23 protein-coding genes are annotated in these 21,013 nt (G+C 38.8%); 3 read left to right on the forward strand and 20 right to left on the reverse strand.

Annotation, left to right across the window (positions count from 1 at the left end):
* Positions 1-2: 2 nt before the first annotated feature.
* From LU635_RS13140 to LU635_RS13190, 11 genes are all read right to left on the reverse strand, one after another.
* On the reverse strand, positions 3-293 hold the full coding sequence (locus LU635_RS13140; protein WP_240099952.1) for a PAAR domain-containing protein: 291 nt from the start codon (positions 291-293) through the stop codon (positions 3-5).
* Between the two features lie 2 nt (positions 294-295).
* Entirely contained in the window at positions 296-2,047 is a 1,752-nt protein-coding gene (gene vgrG, locus LU635_RS13145; RefSeq protein WP_240099953.1) for a type VI secretion system tip protein VgrG, read from the reverse strand.
* A complete protein-coding gene (locus LU635_RS13150) occupies positions 2,040-2,738 on the reverse strand; it encodes a CIS tube protein (RefSeq protein WP_240099954.1) in 699 nt (232 codons plus the stop codon). The genes vgrG and LU635_RS13150 overlap by 8 nt, the downstream gene beginning before the upstream one ends.
* Complete coding sequence (locus tag LU635_RS13155; RefSeq protein WP_240099955.1) at positions 2,738-2,902, reverse strand: DUF5908 family protein; 165 nt, start codon at positions 2,900-2,902, stop codon at positions 2,738-2,740. Before LU635_RS13155 ends, LU635_RS13150 begins: the two co-directional genes overlap by 1 nt.
* A 3-nt stretch (positions 2,903-2,905) precedes the next feature.
* Positions 2,906-3,349 (reverse strand): phage tail protein, encoded by a 444-nt coding sequence (locus tag LU635_RS13160; RefSeq protein WP_341482135.1) that lies wholly within the window; start codon positions 3,347-3,349, stop codon positions 2,906-2,908.
* The gene (locus tag LU635_RS13165; RefSeq protein ID WP_240099956.1) at positions 3,349-3,780 is read right to left on the reverse strand and encodes a phage tail protein; all 432 of its coding nucleotides are present in this window, start codon (positions 3,778-3,780) and stop codon (positions 3,349-3,351) included. Before LU635_RS13165 ends, LU635_RS13160 begins: the two co-directional genes overlap by 1 nt.
* Positions 3,781-3,809: 29 nt before the next feature.
* The gene (locus tag LU635_RS13170) at positions 3,810-5,597 is read right to left on the reverse strand and encodes a phage tail sheath C-terminal domain-containing protein (RefSeq protein WP_240099957.1); all 1,788 of its coding nucleotides are present in this window, start codon (positions 5,595-5,597) and stop codon (positions 3,810-3,812) included.
* Complete coding sequence (locus tag LU635_RS13175; protein WP_240099958.1) at positions 5,594-6,973, reverse strand: phage tail sheath family protein; 1,380 nt, start codon at positions 6,971-6,973, stop codon at positions 5,594-5,596. The genes LU635_RS13170 and LU635_RS13175 overlap by 4 nt, the downstream gene beginning before the upstream one ends.
* A 6-nt stretch (positions 6,974-6,979) precedes the next feature.
* Entirely contained in the window at positions 6,980-7,753 is a 774-nt protein-coding gene (locus LU635_RS13180; protein ID WP_240099959.1) for a hypothetical protein, read from the reverse strand.
* 1 nt (position 7,754) lies between these two features.
* Positions 7,755-8,318: a Pvc16 family protein gene (locus LU635_RS13185; RefSeq protein WP_240099960.1), complete on the reverse strand. Its 564-nt coding sequence runs from the start codon at positions 8,316-8,318 to the stop codon at positions 7,755-7,757.
* Positions 8,319-8,633: 315 nt separating this feature from the next.
* A complete protein-coding gene (locus LU635_RS13190) occupies positions 8,634-9,338 on the reverse strand; it encodes a LytR/AlgR family response regulator transcription factor (protein ID WP_240099961.1) in 705 nt (234 codons plus the stop codon).
* A gap of 382 nt (positions 9,339-9,720) precedes the next feature.
* On the opposite strand from LU635_RS13190, the gene LU635_RS13195 reads away from it, so the two are divergent.
* Together LU635_RS13195 and LU635_RS13200 are read left to right on the forward strand one after the other, a co-directional pair.
* Positions 9,721-10,713, forward strand: a complete 993-nt coding sequence (locus tag LU635_RS13195) for an SDR family oxidoreductase (RefSeq protein WP_240099962.1) — start codon at positions 9,721-9,723, stop codon at positions 10,711-10,713.
* A gap of 26 nt (positions 10,714-10,739) precedes the next feature.
* Positions 10,740-12,044, forward strand: coding sequence for an amylo-alpha-1,6-glucosidase (locus LU635_RS13200; protein ID WP_240099963.1), 1,305 nt, complete (start codon positions 10,740-10,742; stop codon positions 12,042-12,044).
* A 74-nt stretch (positions 12,045-12,118) separates the two neighbouring features.
* Here LU635_RS13200 and LU635_RS13205 read toward each other — a convergent pair whose 3' ends face one another.
* The 5 genes from LU635_RS13205 to LU635_RS13225 all read right to left on the reverse strand — a co-directional run bounded on the left by LU635_RS13205 (position 12,119) and on the right by LU635_RS13225 (position 15,647).
* Complete coding sequence (locus LU635_RS13205) at positions 12,119-12,739, reverse strand: HAD family hydrolase (protein WP_240099964.1); 621 nt, start codon at positions 12,737-12,739, stop codon at positions 12,119-12,121.
* Positions 12,740-12,980: 241 nt separating this feature from the next.
* Positions 12,981-13,541 carry a hypothetical protein gene (locus LU635_RS13210; RefSeq protein ID WP_240099965.1) on the reverse strand — a complete coding sequence of 187 codons (561 nt, stop codon included), beginning with the start codon at positions 13,539-13,541 and terminating at the stop codon, positions 12,981-12,983.
* A 90-nt stretch (positions 13,542-13,631) separates the two neighbouring features.
* On the reverse strand, positions 13,632-14,006 hold the full coding sequence (locus LU635_RS13215; protein WP_240099966.1) for an SPW repeat domain-containing protein: 375 nt from the start codon (positions 14,004-14,006) through the stop codon (positions 13,632-13,634).
* Position 14,007: 1 nt separating this feature from the next.
* Positions 14,008-14,571: a vitamin K epoxide reductase family protein gene (locus LU635_RS13220; RefSeq protein WP_240099967.1), complete on the reverse strand. Its 564-nt coding sequence runs from the start codon at positions 14,569-14,571 to the stop codon at positions 14,008-14,010.
* On the reverse strand, positions 14,568-15,647 hold the full coding sequence (locus tag LU635_RS13225; RefSeq protein WP_240099968.1) for an NAD-dependent epimerase/dehydratase family protein: 1,080 nt from the start codon (positions 15,645-15,647) through the stop codon (positions 14,568-14,570). Before LU635_RS13225 ends, LU635_RS13220 begins: the two co-directional genes overlap by 4 nt.
* Positions 15,648-15,877: 230 nt before the next feature.
* Between LU635_RS13225 and LU635_RS13230 the strand changes: the two genes are divergently transcribed.
* Positions 15,878-16,825, forward strand: coding sequence for an aldo/keto reductase (locus tag LU635_RS13230; protein WP_240099969.1), 948 nt, complete (start codon positions 15,878-15,880; stop codon positions 16,823-16,825).
* 6 nt (positions 16,826-16,831) lie between these two features.
* Here the strand turns inward: LU635_RS13230 and LU635_RS13235 are convergent, their stop codons facing one another.
* The 4 genes from LU635_RS13235 to hisS form a co-directional block, all read right to left on the reverse strand.
* Positions 16,832-17,830, reverse strand: a complete 999-nt coding sequence (locus tag LU635_RS13235; protein WP_240099970.1) for an MlaD family protein — start codon at positions 17,828-17,830, stop codon at positions 16,832-16,834.
* Positions 17,831-17,835: 5 nt separating this feature from the next.
* Positions 17,836-18,588, reverse strand: a complete 753-nt coding sequence (locus LU635_RS13240; RefSeq protein ID WP_240099971.1) for an ABC transporter ATP-binding protein — start codon at positions 18,586-18,588, stop codon at positions 17,836-17,838.
* On the reverse strand, positions 18,588-19,370 hold the full coding sequence (locus LU635_RS13245) for an MlaE family ABC transporter permease (protein WP_240099972.1): 783 nt from the start codon (positions 19,368-19,370) through the stop codon (positions 18,588-18,590). The genes LU635_RS13240 and LU635_RS13245 overlap by 1 nt, the downstream gene beginning before the upstream one ends.
* A 197-nt stretch (positions 19,371-19,567) precedes the next feature.
* A complete protein-coding gene (gene hisS / locus LU635_RS13250; protein WP_240099973.1) occupies positions 19,568-20,941 on the reverse strand; it encodes a histidine--tRNA ligase in 1,374 nt (457 codons plus the stop codon).
* Positions 20,942-21,013: the final 72 nt, after the last annotated feature.

Here is a 21,013-nt window from a genome sequence, read left to right on the forward strand (position 1 = left end):
AGTTATCCTATTAAAACAGTAGGTTCTCCAATTACAATTGTTCCGCCATGAGCTGTGGTATCTCCCATTCTGGCTGCCGGCATTCCTCCTATAAATACTGTGCTGGAACCGGTTATAATGCTGTCTGGAGGTCCAGTGCAAACAGCCATATCCCCAACTCGAGCGGCAGGCACTCCTCCTATAAGGACGGTTGGAGATCCGGGGGGTAAAATTGGTCCTCCAACATGAGGCACAGGGCCATTGAATAATGGACAGGTATGCATATCGCTGATCCTTGCAGCTGGTTTACCCATGATTAATTAATTTGAATGATTGATCCTTTTATTACCGTAGACCCCGATGATGAAAACTCTGCGGCACCGCTGGCGTTAAGTTTTGTAGAAGCCTGAATATCTGAATTCCAGTTAACCGCTTCCATATTGATATCTCCCGAATTCGCTTTTAAATTAATGGTTCCACCACTCTCAATGCTAATTCCATTTTGATCCATCGTGATCTTATTACCGTGTTCATCTCCAAATTCGATAAGGTCACTATCCTCATCTATAAGCAGTTTTTTACCCGAAGGCAATTCCACATTCAGAGAAACTTTGTCATCGTTAATAATCGCTTTGATTCCGCTTTTAGTAACCCAGCCCTTTTCGTAATTATCATCGCTTGGTTCTATTGGCGCGGGCAGATTATTACTGTTTAGAGCCCCAAGAAGAACAGGTTGATTAGGGTCATCGTTCGTAAAGCCAACCACAACCTCATCACCAATTTCCGGTCTAATAATTATTCCCCTGGAATCTCCGGCTCCGTATGTTGCCATGCGGGTCCATACTCCATCTCCCCCGGCATCTACCATAGGCAGATTGATTAAAATCCTGTCATCCCCTTCTGGATCACCTTCCAGCTGGGTAACAGTTCCTAACTGAAGACCATTAACAGCCGGGATCATTTGAGCAGCCGGCTTTTCAGAAATTTCAAATCTTTTGGCAAAGGAATCTGGATCAATCCCAAATTGAACATTCGCATACCAGTTTCCTCTTCTTATATCGTGCTGAACTCCACTTACAAAAGCTTTACCATTAAAACGATCACCTAAACCCTGCAATTGAATAATCTTGCCTGGTTCTACTCCTGCAATACCCTGAAATTTTGCTCTCCCTCTAACCTTTGCTAACTGATGTCTCATTAAGGTGGCATCAGCCCATTTTTGAAGAATTTCATCCGGTTGTTTTGCTGAATTCTTAAAAATTACCGGCTCATCGCCCAACACCTTAGCTAATTCTTCATATTCGATATTTCCTGGAGTCTTTGGATTACTTGTGGAGGCATTTACCTCTGTCATTTCAGTTTTAGAATAATCCCATGTCCTGCCAGTAACTTCAGTAAACTGTGAAGAAGCATCTATTTCAGCATCAAAGGCTAATATCGTAGATCCAAAATTTACCGTTTCAGTTGGCTCCTGATCAAAATTGGGAGGGGCAATTAATACCTTATTATTATTTGTCGTGATAAACATTCCGTTCAGTTCAGCACGGGTTGCTATAAAATCCCAGTCACTACTTTGATATTGAAGCAACTGCTGAATAACATTTCCGGTTGAGCTTACTTCATTTGTAATATTATGCTGGTCCATCAATTCCTTCCACACATCGCTTTCAGCCTTGTTATAGAAATATTTGCTTTTAACCTTATGAGTTAATTTTACGGCAGTGTGTCTACAATCTATAATGAGCTGAGAACTTCCATTTTCTCTGATTTTTATAGAATGCTTTAGCACCATTCCACTAAAAATCTTTTCCTCGTCAGAATGATAACCGGCAAGAATCTCTATTTTTTTCCCCGGAATAAATAAATCCATTTCACTTATTTCAAAGTTCTGGTTTGCCGGGGATCCATCCAGGATAACCAGTCTCGCTGAAGATATCCGGTTAAGCTCATGCCACACACTAATGCTTTGAACATCAATTGTGCTGGGTATGGCCTCTCCTTCACTAAGAATAGTGAAAGTAACCGCATCAGCCGGTTGTGGAGTGGATATTGTTTGTTGTTCAGCCATTTGATTTTTTTTCTATTGGTGGAAATGTTAGGCGCTGCCCTTCTCTTAGCTCCCGGAATTGCTTTAGTTGATTTACTTCAGCGATGTATTTATAATAGGCGGCATCACCATATATTTGATAACATAATAATTGCAAGCTGTCACCGGCTTTCACAGTTCGAATATGGCTGAGATCTGGTGAGCTTTTATTCTCTTCTGCAACCCTGAGATTATCTTCTTTAAACTCTCTAAAAACACATTTAAGGTTAGCTCTTAATGGTTTTCCTTCTTTATTGAAAAGCTTATATTCAATATCCAGTTTTTCCAACTGACATTTAAAAATCAGTGAACCCCAACATAACATTAGATATCTGGGCTTATGGATTTCACCTTCAAAATGAATGGCGATTCGCTTAAATTTCACAATATCTTCTTCAACGCCATTCAGAGCGTTTGGAAGGTTCCCAAGAGCACCGGTTCTATCAAGTAAAAAATCAAAATTGAGTTTAACGGGCTCGGTGTTGTTATGGTTATTTTGATTGGCGCTCGTTCCTGGAGCCTGTTCTTCAGAGAAATTTATCTGAGTAGAATGTGTATAGGTTGAAGGATTTACATGAACAACAAAAGGACCTATATCTCTTAATTCATCCTCAAACCTGGGATTTTTAAAAGATTTAATCGTTAGCTTATCATTCATGGAAAAACTATACATCAGCGCTGTTTTTTAAGTTCAATGATCTCCATAACCGCTTCTACACAAGCCTGGACAAGTTCTTCTTTATCCCGGGCTATTTGAGATTTGCTCTTTCTTTCCCCGGGAGCCGTATCTTCGGCAACCTGGATCTTAATATGCAATTCATTAATTTCTACAGGCATTTTTTATGTTTTTAATGTTCTGAAATACCGGTAATTAAGTTCAAAGGTTTCAATGGCTAAAGCATTCTGTTCAGCGTTTAGATCACTTACGCTCCATTTCTTGGGCCATGCATGAACCACATGCCAGCTAAAAAGGGGAGTTCCTTCTTCATTTAACATGGAAATATTCAGACTCACCGGTTTAATAATCGTAGACTCAAAAGCATCAAAACACCAGTGTATCAGTTCAGAATCTGTGAACAATCCTCGTTTTAAGACCAGATCGCTATATTTTGATCGTACGGGTAAAATGTGTTCAAAACGGTTCTCTCCTCCTTCCGCCACATTTTCAGTCTGCATCTCAACAGAAAGTCCTCCGACCGACTGAAACTGAGTATCAATACTGGATTTTCCTATTCCGTTGAAAGAAACTGAAAAATAAAAACTAACATGAGGATAGCTGCTCATCAGGCATATTCTATGGTTAGACCTTCATGCACCAGTTCCATACTTTCTATAGCAACTTCATTCCCATCACTTTTAAGATCGGTACTTTGTATTTTAATCGGCCAGGCTTTTTTTACCTTCCATACGACAGTTGGTTCATGCTCTTCGTTAAGCAGACTAATAATAATGTCCCGTCTCTCAATATTATTGAGCTTTACGGTATTGAACCATTCAAAATATTCATTATCACTGGAGAATGATCCTCTTTTTAAAGTGATATTACTGAACTTCTGAAGTCCCGGCATTTTGGTTTTATTATATTCCTTACTTGCTCCATGCCGGTATTCAATTGGTTCAATTTCCATATCAAGGCCGGAGACCTCTGTAAATCCTATTTTTGTTCCTCCCCATTCTACCTGAAAATGGAACTTTACTAGTGGATACTCATTCATCTTTTTAGGTTTTTAAAGGTTTATATGATTTATGCTTCTAACATTTTATGGGAAAAACGTAGAATTATGAATTCTGCAGGTCTGGTTACAGCAAGTCCGATTTCTACGATCATTTTTCCGTTTAATACGTCATCCTGGGTCATGGTTTCTCCCAGGCCGATTTTTACAAAAAAAGCATGCTCTGGTTTGGAACCCATCAAAGCACCCGCACGCCATTGCAGTATCAAGAAGTTCTCTATCATGGCTTTCACTTTTACCCAGGTGTTTGCGTCATTCGGTTCAAAGACAAACTGTTCAGATGCCTCTTTAACCGATTCCTCTACCATATTATAAAAGCGTCTTACCGAGATATATCTCCACTCGTTGCTATTTCCATCAAGAGTTCTTGCTCCCCACACAAGAGTTCCTTTTCCAGTAAAAGAGCGGATTACATTTATGGATTTCCCTGATGAATGGACATTGAAATTGTCATTGACTAATGAATCGATCTTGACTGAAGGGCCCGCGACCAGATTTAAACTTACATTTGCTGGTGATTTCCATACTCCCCTGGTTTCGTCCACCATTGCATAGATACCAGCAATAGCTCCTGAGGGAGGCATTTTCAATTTAAAATCCTTGAGAAGATTTTCTATAGAAGCGAGAAAAGAACCTGTATAAAACTCCCTAATATTCTCGTTATGGGCAGCTACAACGCCAGTTTCAGTATTGATTTGAGCCAGAATTGATGCTATCGCATTCCGGACATCCTCACAAGCCGCTACCAATTTCGTGATTGCACCATCAATATCATCCACGACACTGGTGGTGGAGATATTTTCACTTCTTACTTCTTCAAGTTTTGTTTCAGCATCATCGAAATCACTTGAAGTAAAACCACCATCTTCAACCAAATCCTTTGCTTCTGAAGCACTTTGAACAGCTTTCTCAGTGGCAGAAAAGGCCACTCTAAATTCACGAAGTTTCCCCGGTTTTGTTAAAGACCCTGCATTACTTTGGGCATTTTCAGCCTGGGTTTTAGCCGTTTCAATGTGGGATTCCATCTCAAGTACCTCTGCTAATTTTTGCAGTTTATCCATGCTAATCCCGTTAAAAGCATTAGTGGCTGTATGTTGGAAATATATATTACTGGGCCTATACGAATAATTGAGCGAGGTATTTAGATAAGGATAATAGGCAGCTCCATAACTCAGGTTACTAATCCCAATGTTATTCCTAAAAGTAATTCCGGAGACATCATCATCCTCAACATCAAAGATGCAGAACCTGTCCTGCAGGCTGGCGCACTGAGCCAATGCATCCTTATAAAGATCAAATTTGGCTGTATCTGTAAGTTTATCAGCTTCAGGGAAAAGGATTAGAGTAATCTCATCTATTTTTCGAATCTCGTCCAGGCCCTTCTTCAATTCTGAATAATCATCAATGGCATCCAGTACAGGGCCCGCTCCTCCTTCTTCAAAAGTTCCTACTGAAACTATATAACAGGGTCCGCCACCATTGGCAAAAAACAGCTTCAAAGAATTATACATCCGATAAGGATTTTCCTCTGAAGTAAAAGAAACCTGCCGGGGACGGTATGGTTCATCATTACTGAGGATAACCGTTAGTTCCTGAAGAAAATCCTTTCCAAACAACTGTTCATATTCCAGTAAGGATTTTATCCTAACAGGTTTATTAGTCAGGTCTTCATCGTCTATACCTTTTGCCATTTCTGTATACCCGATAAATGCCGGGATAGCGGTTTCTACCTGTGCAACCGATGGTGGCAACAATGATAGTTCTTCTACGTAAACTCCTGGTGTCTTATAGTTTCTCATGATTCAAGCATTTTATGTGAGAAGCGAAGTATTATGAATTCAGCTGGCCTAACAACGGCCATTCCTATCTCAACTATCATTCTTCCGTTAAAGACATCATCGGGAGTCATAGTTTGTCCAAGCCCCACTTTTACAAAAAAGGCCTGTTCAGGTTTCGAACCCATCAGGGCTCCTGCACGCCATTGCAGAGTTAAAAAATTCTCGATCATGGCCTTTACCTTTACCCATGTGTTGGCATCATTTGGTTCAAATACAAAGCGTTCTGTAGATTTTTTAACCGACTCCTCTACCATGTTAAAGAAACGTCTTACTGAAATATACTTCCACTCATTGCTATTGCCATCCAGGGTTCTCGCCCCCCATACCAGAGTTCCTTTCCCGGTAAAGAATCTTATCGCATTTATAGACTTACCTGTATCACTTATATTAAGTCCATCCTGATCAGAATCCTCTAAAAAGACCGTTGGTTCTTTTACTCTGTTAAGGCTAACATTTGCAGGTGCCTTCCACACTCCTCGTGTCCCATCGGTATTTGCATATACTCCTGCTATTGCTGCAGAAGGAGGCATTTCCAGGGTGGCATAGGCTATTCTTTTTTTGATATCGTAATACTTGCTTCGACTATCTCCATTATTCACATGAAACAGTGATTGATTTTCAAGTGCCGGATTATCGATAATTTCAGCTTCGGTATGTCGTAAGATCATATCGGTACCATTATTATCTACTTCAATCGTATTTTCGGGAGTAGTATGGATCAGAGAAGTTTTCAGATTAGGATAATAAGCAGCTCCATACATCAGATTACTGGTGCCAATATTATTTCTAAAAGGTACCGCCGACTGCCCCGCAGGATCGGTAGGATCATTAATCGGCTCAAGATCACAAATCACGAATCTGTCTCCCAAATTTGCACACTGCTTAAGTGCAGTCTTATAGAGATCGGTTTTTCCAGGTGCATCGGGAAAAAGGATAATCGTAGGTTCATCTTCCTTCTTTACTTCTCCAAGAGCCTTAGAAAGTAAAGTCTCATCAATATTAACCGGATCCTGGTAATTAGCCGCTGATGCTATATAACAGGGTCCTCCACCATTAGCGAAGTATAACTGTAAAGCATAATAGAGTTTATATTGTGGTTGGCTAGGTATATTTCCTGAGACGTTACCCGAACCATCGATGACAAATTTTGGTAATTCTTTTGAAGGGCCTCCATAGAGAACTTCATAGTCAACCAAAGATTTAATTTTTTTCGGTTTTTGGGGTCCTTTTTCAGTATAACCTATAAAAACCGGTACAGCTGTTTCTACCTGAGCTACCGAAGGCGGGAAAACATTTATTTCCTCTACGTAAACTCCCGGGGTTTTGTAATTACTCATAAGCTCTTATTTTCGTTTAAAATTGATTTGAAATTCTTTTCCGGAATTAGCCGGAACTGAATCCTGGGAAGTATCCCAGTACAGGTCTAATATTCCATGAACACTTTTTCCTGATAACTGATCGTCCAGATAGACGGTCTCAGGCTTAGGAGTAGCACTATCGGCTTCGAGAGTATACACCCCATTTTGATCTATATATTCTGATGGATTTTTTAAAGGATCATTAATCCTGACCGAAATTGCCGGTAAGGAGTCAGGATTATCGATATTTACAGTTTGCAAAAGGTCTTTAGGAGTAAAATATTTTTTTAACCGCCATTCTGTAGGAGCATTGGGAATATTCTGGGGGGTGCTTACCGAAAAGGTCAAAGGATACAATCTTACTATGTCATCTTTTTGGAAATGACTGCTTGAAGTAAGGTTTCCAGCTGATGCATTACTAATCGCACCAGAAGAAGTAAGATTATCAAAATAGAAATTTGGAGCTACCGGGTTTTCAGGTTCATATTCAGAGAATAAAGAAAACGAGGTAATCCTGATTACGAATGAGAATTTCAGCCGCCCAGAAATAGGGTTCTCTAAAGCGGGATTCGCATATTCATTGGTTTTATAATAAATTTCAAACCCATCATCCCTCTTTCTAAATATAAGCTGATACTTCTTGAGTAATTCCCGTGTAGTCTCGGTCGGTTGGAATTTAAGAAACCGAATAGGCTTATTTGAAGTATGCTCTTTTATGTGTACTACAAAGAAGCGATGATATGTTATTGAAAAACTCATATTAACTTATTAAGCGGTTGTCTACCTTAATATTGGTTATTTCCGGAGCATCCTCATGTTCATTTCTCTGAACCTTAACAATCCTTATTTTGTATAGAACCGATGGATAATGATTGCCACCCAAAACGCTCCAAATGTGATTGAGCTGTTCAAAGTTTACATTGTATAATTCAAATATTAACCGATCTATGGGAGGGTCGAATAATTGAGTTTCTGACATATCATTAAAGGAGAACCATTTATTGGTTTGAAAAAATCCGATTACCTGGGAAAGTTTGGTAATACTAGCATCGTACTGACCCATCTTAAACGCAAGAAGTACATATAAATTTAGGACGACTGCTGGTTCTATTCTTTTTAATTGACTATTCAACCTTATGTAAGCCGGCTTATTCTTAAGTGTTTTTTCCTCTTCAATATTCACAAGTGATAAAAAGAGTCCCTCTCTATTAGGATTACTTTGCAGCGTATGAAGATTATCTAATATAATTTCATCGGCATCCAGATTAATTTTGGAATCATTGCTTAACCGGGTCCTTATGAATTGAAGAGTTTGTTCAATCATTATAAGAAGTTTTAAATGTTTAATGCAGAGAGACAGGTCTCTACTTCGCGAACTAATTCTAAAAATGTTAAAAAGATGTAGGGATCTCTAAAAAAGTAACAAAGGAGTGAGGGTCCTTTTATTAAAGCGCACAATTGCGTTGTCGCAATCTTTTATTACTTCTAAGATATTTTTGAAGCCCCATTCAAAAAATACACAGTATTGTAATTCAGTTAATTACAACATAAATATCAATTATATTCTTACAAGAACCAATAGGAATGCTACCAGTGGTTAATTTTATCCGATTAATGGTATATTAAAACCGATAAAAGGTCACAAACAGGACCAGAGACCTAAAAATTCGGTCTTTTTTCTTCTTGCCAAAGGCACCCTGGAATTGTCTGTTAAATAAATAAAGCCTTCCCGGCTATAACGAATCACCTTTGCAAGATTAATTAAGTGAGAACGATGAACTAATTCAAAGCCGTAAGGTTTCAGAAGTTCTGAAAAGTTCCCGATGGAATAGGAACTTATAATATTCTTGCGGTCTACAGTTATAACTCTACTGCATTTCTGCAGGCCTTCACACCGAATAATATTCCTGGTATTGATATATTCAATCCCCGATAATGTAGGGATACCCACAATATTCTCAGTGGCTGAAGCTTTTTCTATTTCTTTTACGAAAAGCTTGCTATTTAAAAGATTGATCTTTTGCAGAATGGTTCTTATTGTTACTACAATATTGGCTGTATTAATTGGTAAGTAAATAAGGCCAGAAACCCCAAAATGTGTGCAGTATTTATTATCACTATTATTGGCCTTTGTTATCAAAATGACCTCACACTTTTCTTTAAATAGGTCAGATAGAAGGATATTGTAATTAAGGTCGGGGATAGATGCATCAATGAATAATAATTGAAGCTTTTGAAATTTGATAATATTATGAATTTCTTCCCGTGAAAACTCAAAATCTGAAATGGTGATTTGCGGAAAAAACATTTGAATACGGGAAGCTAATTCTTCCTTTCTTTCCATACTGGAATGAATGATCGTTGAAGTAACCATTTACGATATGTTAGATTGAGTCTTATGATATTGAGGCATATAAATTTAACTAAATATTTAGACTTTCATAATGTTTTATATGATTTTAATATTGTCTGGTTCTATTTTTTAATAAAAATATTGATGTATTATCTACTATTTAACATTACCTGATTCAGGATCCCCAGTTAGATCAATTTTGTCATAGAAACCTCCCTTCAAAAAAAGGATTTTTAAAGCTACTTTATTAAAAAAAAAGCAAAAACATCCATTATTAACGTCAAACTATATTAAATAGTTGATTATCTGAATCTTAATTCCCTAATTTTAAGTACATCACGAAAATTAAATTCTAATCAAGCAATACTGGAAAATGAATAAGAATAAAGTAGTAGTAATTACAGGAGCATCAGCAGGTGTTGGACGTGCGATCGCCAAGGAATTTGCTAAAGAGAAATCAAAAATACTTCTAATCGCCCGGGGCAGAGACGGACTGGAAGGTGCAAAACATGAAGTAGAAGAATTAGGTGGCATGGCATGTATCTACGAGGCTGATGTTGCAAATGCACACCAACTAAATGAAGCTGCAGATTTTGCTGAAGAAAATCTGGGACCAATAGACATCTGGATTAACAATGCAATGGTTAGCGTCTTCAGCAAGGCGGCAGATATGACTCCTGATGAATATAAGAGGGTCACCGAAGTCACTTATCTGGGACAGGTTTACGGAACTCTGGCCGCCTTGCATAAAATGAAGGAACGTAATTGCGGAAAAATAATCCTGATTGGTTCCGCACTTTCTTACAGGGGAATCCCGTTACAATCAGCTTATTGCGCTTCAAAACATGCCATACAGGGCTTCTTTGAATCAATTAGAGCAGAGCTGCTGCATGATGGAATCAATATAGATCTCTCCATAGTCCATCTACCGGCAATGAATACTACACAGTTTGGCTGGGTTAAAACAAGATTCGATAAAAAACCAAAACCTATGGGCAAGATATTTCAACCGGAGGTTGCCGCACGCGCCGTATTGAATGTTGTAAAAACAGGTGAAAGGGTTCGTATGGTTGGTTTCTCGACAGTCCAAACTGTTTGGGGTAACAAACTTGTACCCGAGTACCTGGATCACTTTATGGCAAAAAATGGTATAAGCGGTCAGCTTACCGACGAAAATGAGGAACCAGGCAGGAAAGACAATCTTTATGAGCCGGTGCCGGGAGACCAGGGAAGCCATGGTGAGTTTGATGAACAGGCTCAGAATTACAGTATATATGATAAGATCTATGAGCATAAAAAAACCATTGCCCTGGTAGGTGGAACCTTGTTGGGTACGGCTTTTATGAAGATGTTCTTCTCTAAATAATATTTTTCAACTCCAATCTCACATAAATGTCTGAGAAAGATTTAAAAGAGAAGGTTGAAAACTTATTAATGGAAAACCTGGTGACAGGCTACAGTAAAAGTCAGGAAGTTGAATATACTTTTATCAAACCCTCTTCCAACCGTTACAGTTACCAGTATTTCTGGGATACCTGTTTCCATGTTTATATACTCTGTGCAATAGATAAAAGTGATCTTGCAAAAAAATGCTTTAAAACACTCTTTGCCATGCAGGAAGAGAGTGGATTTGTAGGTCACATCCATTACTGGAATAATGTGTATCCTGCCAGAATTACCGATATTTTTCAAAATAAGGTCAGTTTGGGCCGTGATCTCCTGCGTACCCATATGAGCTCTCTTATTCAACCTCCCCTTGTGGCCCAAACCCTTCAAAAGATATGGGAAACCACTAAGGACAGAGACTATCTGGAAGAAATGCTTCCCAAAATTAAAAAGTATTTTGAATGGTTATCCCGAAACCGGGATTTTGATGATGATGGATTATTATCCATAATATCCCCTTTTGAATCAGGAATGGACTGGAAAGCTTCCTATGATCCGGTTCTGGGTTTTTCCCATGGTAAAGCAAACAAACTGCTTTTCTGGAAGGTAGTTGGTATAGATTTCAGGAATTTCTGGCGGAATTACGATCAGCAAAAGATAAGACGAAGGGATAAATTCAGAATTGAGGATGCCGGTTTTAATACCATTTATGCCCAAAACTTAAAGGCTTTAGGTGATCTCTGTAACATCATGGAAGACAGGGACGCCGCAAAATATAAAGACAGGTATAAAAAGGTTAAAGACTCGATATTAAAATTAATGTACGATGAACCAGATGCGGCTTTTTATGACCTTTACAGTGAGAAAAATAAAAAATTACGTATCCTTACTCCCACAATATTCTTTCCGGTTATTATAGATGGCATGCCAGATGATGTTCACAAAAAAGTAATGGAACGACATTTTTTTAATGAAAATGAATTTCATACCAAATACCCCATCCCATCCCTGGCTATAAATGATCCAGCCTTTAATCCTCATGAATCTATGTATATATGGCGCGGACCAACCTGGATTTTCAACAACTGGTTTATGCATCAATTCATGTTAGAAAAAGGCTATAATGAAGAAGCCAGACATCTTATCGACGCTATTGTAAACCTGGTTGATAAAAGTGGTTTCCGTGAGTATTATAATCCATTTAATGGTGAAGGTTACGGAGCCAGGAATTTTACCTGGGCAGGATTAGTACTAGATATGATCCAGATGCATGAAAGCCATACAAATGAAAAATTCGATAAAGGGACTTAAATATTAAACCCTTTAGCTTTACCCACCCGGTTTCGATGTAATTTAGGATACTTTTTAAAGCTGAGATATTTCTTTTAGAAATTTTCAATATACCTTGTTTCCTTCTTTTTTAAATCAGAATTATTATAACCGAAAAACTCTATATTATTAGCCATTGCTGCATCATAATCATTAATTGAGTCTCCAATAAGACAAACTTTTTCATTTACATAGGAATAATTTGATAACAATAAACTTACTAATTCAATTTTAGGAGTGGGAGAACCATTGATAGAAAGGAAATAATCGCTAATTTCCAGGTTACTGCACAAATAACGTAACTCATCACCATCAGAACCTGAAACGATATGCATGTCAAACTTTTTATGATTTTTGCTGATGAATTCCAGGACTTCATCAATTAGCAGATCTTTAGATTTAAGTTTTTTTCGCATGATGGAGGAATATGCCTCAGACATTTGCTGCACCTCTTCTTTTGCATTTTCTTCTCCTCTTATTTCTTCCAGAAAATAGCGAAATTTCACATATCTCGATAACCCCCCATTTTGTTTATGAAAAGTCAATAATTCCTCTACTTGCTCAGCTGGGTATTGAGATAGAACTTTTCTAAAACCTAAACTTCTTATTTCCATTGAATCCAGGATAACTCCGTCAAAATCCCATAGAATAATCTCCTTTTCTTTAAAATATTCCATCTCCTGTAATTTTTAGTAAAACTTAAAATAAACAACTTGATTAAACATCTTATAATTTTTAAAGGAAGTTTGCCCGCCATGTTAATCCAAATAACTCCCGTGATAACATGGACAATTCTTTTCCAGACTTAAATATTTCATCTTAGAGGATAAATAGGAACGACGGGGTAAAAAACCAGTTTCATTACCTAAAAAAACCCTTCAAAAACTGAAGGGCTTTTAAATAATACTATTTACCATCTTAATTTCCCTTATCTGAAATTTCAGCATCCCGGTTCACGTAAGAAGAAACGCCACGTATAAAATCATTGACTATATCTTCCAATGTTTTTTTAGCATTCTGGGTCAAAGGATAAGGTTCACCGTTCACAGAAGAATAAAAAGCCCAATCCTTTAATCCTCCTACAATCTGAAAAGCAGGAGCATCGGGACTTGTTATTTCCACAATTTCAACATCATACCTGATCTTCTGGTTTTCAAACCTGAAGGCCACATCAAACATGGCATCCCAGGTATATTCATTAGCATTATCCTCTATACTAAAGGCCTGCGGTACAAATACACGGTATTCAAGGTACTGATCCTTTATTTCCCGCGTTCTTGCCTCCTGTGGATTGTCTACGGTGAACTCAGCCCACATTTTTGCAGCAAGAAAAAGTTCGGAATCCGTTTTACCGGGATATTCCTTTATCACTGAATCCTCAAAGCCAGCCGAAGACAAGGTAAACTTGTCTGCCGTCTTTTGGGCAAACATATTCACAGAAAATAAAATTAAAAGTATATTCAATGTCAAGATTCTCATCACTTAGGATTTATGTTTACATTCAAAGTACCCAAATTTTGTCCTATCCTCTGTTAAGGGGCTTGTAAAATTGTTTAAAGTAAACCTAAATCAATTCTGATCTGATTTCTGAATATGCTCGGGATTCTTCTGCCATAGAGATGCCCAGCCCCCTCCATAATTCTTTTCAATTTTACCTTTTACCGATGCGAAAATAAGGACTAAGACTCCCACACCCATATCGCTCACTATTGCGATGGTGTTGTCATAACCAAGTATCCAGGGAGCCGCCAGAAGCCAGATAGCTACCGGATAATTCCATTTTCGAACCACCCTGGTTGCCTCCCAGATAGCTACGACAGAAAATGTTACGATTACAGGCCCTGCGATATGGCCATTATCGGCCGCTGCTGATGAATACTGAAATATTCCAGGCGCTATCATCAACCATAATCCTAAAGCGGTATTAATTAATCTCGCCCACATATCAGTTTACTTTTTCAATTTCAGATTGTAGCCCCCAGAATGCTTTCCAGGTGGAAGCATCAGACCTTCTTACACGCTTCATGTACTGTAAACTCGCCAGCATTTCATCCATAGCAGGACCTATCATTGCAATTGATATTACCGCCGAACAAAGACAAAGAGTACACCATGCCGAAAATAAAACCGGCTGAAAAACTACCAGCATTACACTTACAAACCCAAGAGGACCTACCGCCAGGCCAAATACAATAACGATCCAGGGCATTTTTTTCCATCTGCCGGTACCGCCTATTACTCCGGTAACTGCATCAAGTAGATATCCAAAAGCTCCAAGGGCCGCATCTGGAATAGGAAGTACATGTGAAACCCTGGAATTAAGTATGGTTACGCTGCCGTCTCCAAAAAATGGCTCCCAAACATTGGTAATTATATCCAACTGATAAAGCGCAAGATAACTCGCGATGAAAAATCCAACCATCGCCAGGATTACTATAGGGATTCTTTGAGACCATGTAGCGGGGTTATAATCCCAACCCGGAGGGATGTGGTTTGAATCTTCTTTCATCTTTCCAGATTATTTTCCTTATACCATGCATCGGGATCTTCCTTAAGGTTTTTGATAATCTCAGGAAGTGTATCCATTAAGCGGTGTTTAGGCTCCCAACCTAAATATTCCTTCGCCCTGCTGATATCAAGTTCATAATGATCGTCTGCCCGGTCTATCATCCAGGGTTTAATAAACGGATCGCCTACCAGGTCTCTGGTCCATGCCCCAATTTTTGCAATGGATTTTGGAACTTCATGGGTTTCCCAATTATCCTCTCCATGAATTAATCTTCCTATTCTGTCCTGCAGTTCCTTATAGGTAGGGGTCTCAGGCTCACCAATATTAAAGGCAATTTCATGTGGCAGTTCATTTCTTTTCGCAACAGTCCTTTCAATAGCGTCCAGAACATCTTCTAAATGAACAAAGACATCTCCATGATCCATATCTCCGGAGTAGAAATGGCTTACAAGTTCTTTTTCGTAAATCCTTTTGATTTGCTGACCAATGGGTATGGAATGCCCCATTTCATCATATATACCGGCTATTCTAAGAAAAACCGTATCAATATCCTTATTATTCTCCTTGATAAGGTCTTCGGTGATGATCTTGGACTCAGGATACCCCCAGTTGGCTTCCACCGGGCAGTCCTCGTGGATCTTTATCCCGGGTTCCACAGGTTTGTAAATAAGATCTGAACTTGAATAAATGAACTGATCTACTTCAAAATCCTGCAACTGATTAAGGAATTTTCTTGTTCCTTTTACGTTGATCTCATCATAACCCGGACTGTCCTTGGTATTAAAGCTATAATAAGCTGCAAGGTGAATGACCGAGGCTATCTTACTGCCATAGCCGTACCGAATCCTTTCCATAGCCGCATCGATCGCCTTTTCATCTGTAATGTCAAAATTCACACATTCGGCCTCCAGAGGAGGATATGGTGGTCCTAACCGATCCAGACCAACGACCCTATAATTTTTAGCCAGCCTTTCGATTAATGGAAAACCTATCAGGCCACTGCTTCCACTTATAATTACAACTTCTTTATCTTCCGTTCTTGCTCCCCTTTCTGGGTGTTCAATGATCTCATCCATAAATCTGGTAGTTAGTTTTCAGTTAGATTATTGATTCATTTAAATTTAGAAATTACCTGTCTCAAGAACAAAATTTAACCCCTTACAGCCTAATGAATTAACCAAACTTTATTATAATCCAACTTATCTTTAACCTTCAGATAGTAAAATTTATAGTTAAGAGTTAAAAAGTTCTAAATCGGATGCTTCTCTCAGGCTATTTATTATTTTAAGTTTCAAAAGTTAAAGCAATGAAATATAAAAGACTCGGAGAAACAGAACTCAGTGCCCCACCCATTATTTTTGGAGGGAATGTTTTTGGATGGACTGTAAATGAAAAAGACTCCTTTAAACTTCTTGATCAGCTCTTTGATATGGGGATCAATATGATAGATACGGCCGACTCCTATTCCCACTGGGCTCCCAGAAATAAAGGAGGTGAATCTGAAACTATTATAGGGAAATGGATGAAAGAGCGTGGCAATCGTGATAAAATGGTAATCGCAACCAAGGTTGGTTCCAATCCTGGAAAAGATGGAAGGGATATTTCAAAAGATTATATTTTAAAGGCTGCAGAAGATTCATTGAGACGTCTTCAAACAGATCATATCGACCTTTATTTTACTCACTGGGATGATGATAAAACACCGGTGGAAGAAACTCTCGACGCATATAAGGTGCTCATGGATCAGTCTAAGGTAAGGTATATTGGCTCTTCCAATATATCCAACGAAAGACTGGAAGCTTCTCTCGAAGCTTCAAAAAATAAAAATCTGCCAAAATATGAGGTTTCCCAACCCGAATACAGTCTTATGGAAAGAGATAAATTTGAAGGAAAACTTCAGGAAATCTGTCATAAGAACAATCTGGGAGTGACCAGTTATTTCTCATTAGCAAGTGGCTTCCTTACCGGAAAATACAGTACGGAAGAAGATATTGAAGGCAGGGACCGCGAAAAATTCCTGCAGGAGTATTTTAATGAAAAAGGCAAAGAGGTATTGCAGGCACTAAAAGATGTTTCAGATCGTCATAATATCTCTCAGGCAGCAGTGGCTCTTAGGTGGATAATGCAGCGACCCGGCATCACGGCACCTATTGCCAGTGCAACCAAGCCCGAGCATCTTAAATCTTTTGAAGAAGCTATAAATACTGAACTTAGTCAGAAAGAAATGGAACATCTAAATGAAGTGAGTTCGTAAAGGAACCTATAATGAATCCTTCTGGGCTTTTCTCATCTCCCTTCTTTCCTGCCGCTCCAGTTTTCTGAAGTATCCACGGAAAAGGAAATTATGTCTTAAAGCTTCCATGTTTTCATTCAGTTTGATGGATGACTGTTTGATATTGAATAAAGTGGTATCAATATTCCTTACCAGTTCGGGATCCTGGGTAAGGTGATTTAAAGCTCCTTCCCCTTTATCAATACGGTTTATTATTGTTTCGATATTTCTGGTTATTCCGGCAATGTTGTTACTGGAGGAATCAAGTTTGGTAATAATATTCTCTATTCGGTTCCGGGAGACAGTGTCTTTAAATAGAGTTCCCGCAAGGCTTTCATCAATATTTATATTATTCAACTCTTTATTGATCTTGTTCATGGCTATGGTTGTCTGCCTGCTGGTTTCTTCAAGATTTATAAGGGTTGTCTTAATGTTTTTGGCCAGTGTTGAATCACTCACAAGAACACCAAGTGTTCCTTTTCCTTCAAGTATTTTGTTTGTGATCTTCAGAAGATCGGAAGTAAGCAAAGCTGCATTTTCATTGGTTACGTTAAGGGTAGAAAGCATATCATCGGCACCAATCCGGCTGTAAGACGCTATGGTATCGCCAGGTTTGATTGAGACTAAACCCTCCTTTCCAGGCAAAATATTTACAACCATACTGCCAACCAGACCGTCGGTTCCAACTGTGGCAATAGCATCTTTTTTAATGAATTTTCCGGTAGACTCTTCTACCATCATCTGCACCAGGATACGGGATTCTTCCAGCATTTCTATTTTACTAACATTTCCCACGTTAATGCCGGAATAACGCACATTATTCCCTAATTGCAGCCCGTTCACATTTTCAAATTCAGCATAAACTGGAATATTATTTGTAAAAAGGTGTTGACGGTTGCCTATGTAGTACAGGGCAACTATCAGCACCAGTGTGCCCATAACCACAAAAACTCCTAATCTTATCTTTTGTGAAGTTGATTTTTCCATGACTCTTAAGTTTTAAAAAAGGCCTGAACCTTTGGATCTTTTGAATTTGATAGTTCTGCAAAGGTTCCTTCCACATAATTAATTCCATCAACCAGCAATATCATCCTGTTAGAGATCACGCGGGCACAATCCACATCGTGCGTAATGATTAATGACGAGGTATCATAGGTTTTCTGGATATGCCTCATTAACTGAATGATTTCTTTGGAAGTAATGGGATCCAGTCCCGTTGTAGGTTCATCATATAAAATAATTTTGGGCTTTAAGATCAATGCTCTTGCCAGGGCGACGCGGCGTTGCATTCCTCCCGACAGTTCCGATGGCATCAAATCCATAGTGTGCTCGAGACCTACATTTCTTAAAGCTTCACGAACAAGAGCCTCTGAACTTTCATTTAAATGAAGTTTTTTCTTGTGCCTTCTTAAAGGAAATTCCAGGTTCTCACGCACCGTCATGGAATCATAAAGAGCACTCCCCTGAAATAAAAAGCCAATATGAGTCCTTAGCAAATCCAGATCGGTCTTCCTCAGAAGTGTGATATCCTGATTCATTATTTTAATATTTCCACTATCAGCCCTCATAAGTCCCACAAGACATTTTATCATAACCGATTTTCCCGATCCTGATTTTCCCATTACCACCAGATTCTCACCTTTAAACAACTTCATATTGAAACCATTCAGCACAGCATTGTCCCCAAAAGTCTTTTTCAGGTTCTTTATCTCCAGAATGGGTAATATGTCTTCCTGTTGTTTCATCAGATCCCAAAGAATATATCTGTTACAAAAACGGCAATAAAATCGATCACAAACAACAACATGGAAGTATAGACCACGGCAGCATTGGAAGCCTCACCAACGCCCACTGTTCCTTTGGAACAGTAATATCCCTTATAACAGCCTACCAGCCCAATCGCAAAACCAAAGAAAAAGGATTTAATCGTAGCCGGGATAATATCGGAGAATTTAAGGGAATCGAAAACTTGGTTAAAATACAGCAAAAAGGATACTTCCCCTTTAATGTTCTCCACAAGCGCAGAACCCAAAAGTGCTATGGCATCACCAAGAAGGATCAGCAACGGCAACATTAATGTTGTCGCTACAATACGGGTTACTACAAGAAATTTAAACGGATTTGTCCCGGAAACCTCCATGGCATCGATCTGTTCCGTAACCCGCATTGAACCGAGTTCAGCACCTATACCCGACCCAATTCTACCCGCACAGATAAGAGCGATTATTACCGGTCCTATTTCCCGAACAATGGAAATACTCACCATAGATGGCATCCAGGATTCTGCTCCAAACTGCATTAATGTAGGCCTGGACTGGAGGGTGAAAACCAAACCAAGAATGAATCCGGTAACGCCTACCAAAAGCATGGAGCGATTGCCCATATTATAACACTGGCGCAATAATTCCCTGAATTCAAACGGAGGTTTAAATACTTCCCGGAAAAAGCGGCCGGTGAAATGGGCCATATCGCCTACTTCTTCAAAAAAGTCCTTTACGTTATCCCATATGGAATTAGAAGCCACCATATTCCAGATTTTTAATCTAAGTTAGACTTAAAAAAGATCGGGGAAAATGACAATAATCAGCATTAATCTGCTATGAATAGTAAATATATGAATGAAAATCAGAAGTTTGGCTATCCAAAATGAAAATAGGTAAAGCTTTCAGCTCTGTTTCGGAGTAGAAATTGTTCCTTTTTTACCTTAATGAAGTACCAGGAGTATTAACTTTTCAGTTTTTCCTTAAGTGTATCTATGTCAAGGCTTGACTGTTCTCCGGACTTCATATGCTTTAAAGTGAATTTTTCCTGACTCATTTCCTCTTCGCCAGCAAGTACCACATAAGGAATGTCTCTCTTATCAGCATATTTCATCTGTTTGCCCATTTTAGCCGAATCCGGGTAAAGCTCTGCCACAATATTTTCATTACGCAGTTTTTCTACTGCTTTCATAGCATACATGGCTTCCTTTTCTCCAAAATTGATAAAAAGAACTTTTGTATTCTGCGTAACGGTCTCGGGGAAAAGACCAAGTTCTTCAAGTACCAGGTAGATACGGTCAAGACCAAAGGAAATTCCAATTCCGCTCATGTCCTTCAGTCCAAATATTCCTGTGAGATCGTCATAGCGACCACCACCACCTATGGAACCCATTTTCACGGTTTCAGGAGCAGAAACTTCATAAATAGCACCGGTATAATAATTCAGGCCTCGTGCCAGGGTAACGTCCAGATCGAGTTTGGCTATCTTTAAAGGCATTTCTTCAATGGCATTCTGAATGAACTGAAGTTCTTCAATTCCTTTTCTACCATTTTCTGAAGTTTCTAAAATAGTTTTCAGAACGTCAATCTTTTCAGAGAAAGACCCATGAAGACTGAAGATGGGTTGGATTTTATTGATGGCTTCTTCTGAAATCCCTTTCTCGCGCATTTCCTTTTTAACTCCCTCCTCGCCTATTTTGTCAAGCTTATCAAGGGCTACAGTAAAATCGATGAGTTTATCCTTTTCTCCAATGACCTCGGCAAAACCGGAAAGCACCTTACGGTTATTGATCTTTATAGTCACTCCTTCCAGACCAAGGCTCTCAAAAACCGAATCGTATAACTGAACGAATTCTACTTCCTGCCAGAGGCTATTACTGCCCACCACATCGGCATCGCACTGAAAGAATTCCCTGAACCTTCCCTTTTGTGGACGATCTGCCCTCCATACAGGCTGGATCTGGTAACGCTTAAATGGGAATTCGATCTCATTTTGATGCTGTACCACGTATCGTGCAAATGGGACCGTTAGATCGTAACGCAGCGCCTTTTCACTTATGGATGGAGTTAGCTTAAGACTGTCATTCTGAGTTAATGCATCTTTATCGGCTTTTCTTAAAAAATCACCTGAATTAAGGATCTTAAAGATCAGGCGGTCACCTTCATCCCCATATTTTCCCATAAGGGTAGAAGAATTCTCAAAACTTGGTGTTTCGATCGGCTGAAAACCGAATCTTTTAAATTCCTTTTTGATGGTTTCAAAAATATAGTTTCGCTTCGCGACTTCTTCCGGTGAAAAATCCCTTGTACCTTTTGGTATGGATGGTTTTTGTGCCATGATCTGTATTAAGCTGAATTTGCTATTTAGGACTGCAAATATCTTAATTTTTAAGCGAACCCAAACAATTTT

The organism is Christiangramia crocea (assembly GCF_022410465.1).
GTDB lineage: Bacteria > Bacteroidota > Bacteroidia > Flavobacteriales > Flavobacteriaceae > Christiangramia > Christiangramia crocea.

Bases quoted from the DNA above. Each gene is read 5' to 3' on its own strand.
- LU635_RS13190 (WP_240099961.1), bottom strand. From the start codon at position 9,338: ATGGAAAGAAAGGAAGAATTAGCTTCCCGTATTCAAATGTTTTTTCCG.
- LU635_RS13150 (WP_240099954.1), bottom strand. From the start codon at position 2,738: ATGTATAGTTTTTCCATGAATGATAAGCTAACGATTAAATCTTTTAAA.
- LU635_RS13225 (WP_240099968.1), bottom strand. From the start codon at position 15,647: ATGGATGAGATCATTGAACACCCAGAAAGGGGAGCAAGAACGGAAGAT.
- LU635_RS13180 (WP_240099959.1), bottom strand. From the start codon at position 7,753: ATGAGTTTTTCAATAACATATCATCGCTTCTTTGTAGTACACATAAAA.
- LU635_RS13235 (WP_240099970.1), bottom strand. From the start codon at position 17,830: ATGGAAAAATCAACTTCACAAAAGATAAGATTAGGAGTTTTTGTGGTT.
- LU635_RS13165 (WP_240099956.1), bottom strand. From the start codon at position 3,780: ATGAATGAGTATCCACTAGTAAAGTTCCATTTTCAGGTAGAATGGGGA.
- LU635_RS13230 (WP_240099969.1), top strand. From the start codon at position 15,878: ATGAAATATAAAAGACTCGGAGAAACAGAACTCAGTGCCCCACCCATT.
- LU635_RS13155 (WP_240099955.1), bottom strand. From the start codon at position 2,902: ATGCCTGTAGAAATTAATGAATTGCATATTAAGATCCAGGTTGCCGAA.
- LU635_RS13205 (WP_240099964.1), bottom strand. From the start codon at position 12,739: ATGGAATATTTTAAAGAAAAGGAGATTATTCTATGGGATTTTGACGGA.
- LU635_RS13245 (WP_240099972.1), bottom strand. From the start codon at position 19,370: ATGGTGGCTTCTAATTCCATATGGGATAACGTAAAGGACTTTTTTGAA.
- LU635_RS13210 (WP_240099965.1), bottom strand. From the start codon at position 13,541: ATGAGAATCTTGACATTGAATATACTTTTAATTTTATTTTCTGTGAAT.
- LU635_RS13220 (WP_240099967.1), bottom strand. From the start codon at position 14,571: ATGAAAGAAGATTCAAACCACATCCCTCCGGGTTGGGATTATAACCCC.
- LU635_RS13215 (WP_240099966.1), bottom strand. From the start codon at position 14,006: ATGTGGGCGAGATTAATTAATACCGCTTTAGGATTATGGTTGATGATA.
- LU635_RS13175 (WP_240099958.1), bottom strand. From the start codon at position 6,973: ATGAGTAATTACAAAACCCCGGGAGTTTACGTAGAGGAAATAAATGTT.
- LU635_RS13185 (WP_240099960.1), bottom strand. From the start codon at position 8,318: ATGATTGAACAAACTCTTCAATTCATAAGGACCCGGTTAAGCAATGAT.
- vgrG (WP_240099953.1), bottom strand. From the start codon at position 2,047: ATGGCTGAACAACAAACAATATCCACTCCACAACCGGCTGATGCGGTT.
- LU635_RS13140 (WP_240099952.1), bottom strand. From the start codon at position 293: ATGGGTAAACCAGCTGCAAGGATCAGCGATATGCATACCTGTCCATTA.
- LU635_RS13160 (WP_341482135.1), bottom strand. From the start codon at position 3,349: ATGAGCAGCTATCCTCATGTTAGTTTTTATTTTTCAGTTTCTTTCAAC.
- LU635_RS13170 (WP_240099957.1), bottom strand. From the start codon at position 5,597: ATGAGAAACTATAAGACACCAGGAGTTTACGTAGAAGAACTATCATTG.
- LU635_RS13240 (WP_240099971.1), bottom strand. From the start codon at position 18,588: ATGAAACAACAGGAAGACATATTACCCATTCTGGAGATAAAGAACCTG.
- LU635_RS13195 (WP_240099962.1), top strand. From the start codon at position 9,721: ATGAATAAGAATAAAGTAGTAGTAATTACAGGAGCATCAGCAGGTGTT.
- LU635_RS13200 (WP_240099963.1), top strand. From the start codon at position 10,740: ATGTCTGAGAAAGATTTAAAAGAGAAGGTTGAAAACTTATTAATGGAA.
- hisS (WP_240099973.1), bottom strand. From the start codon at position 20,941: ATGGCACAAAAACCATCCATACCAAAAGGTACAAGGGATTTTTCACCG.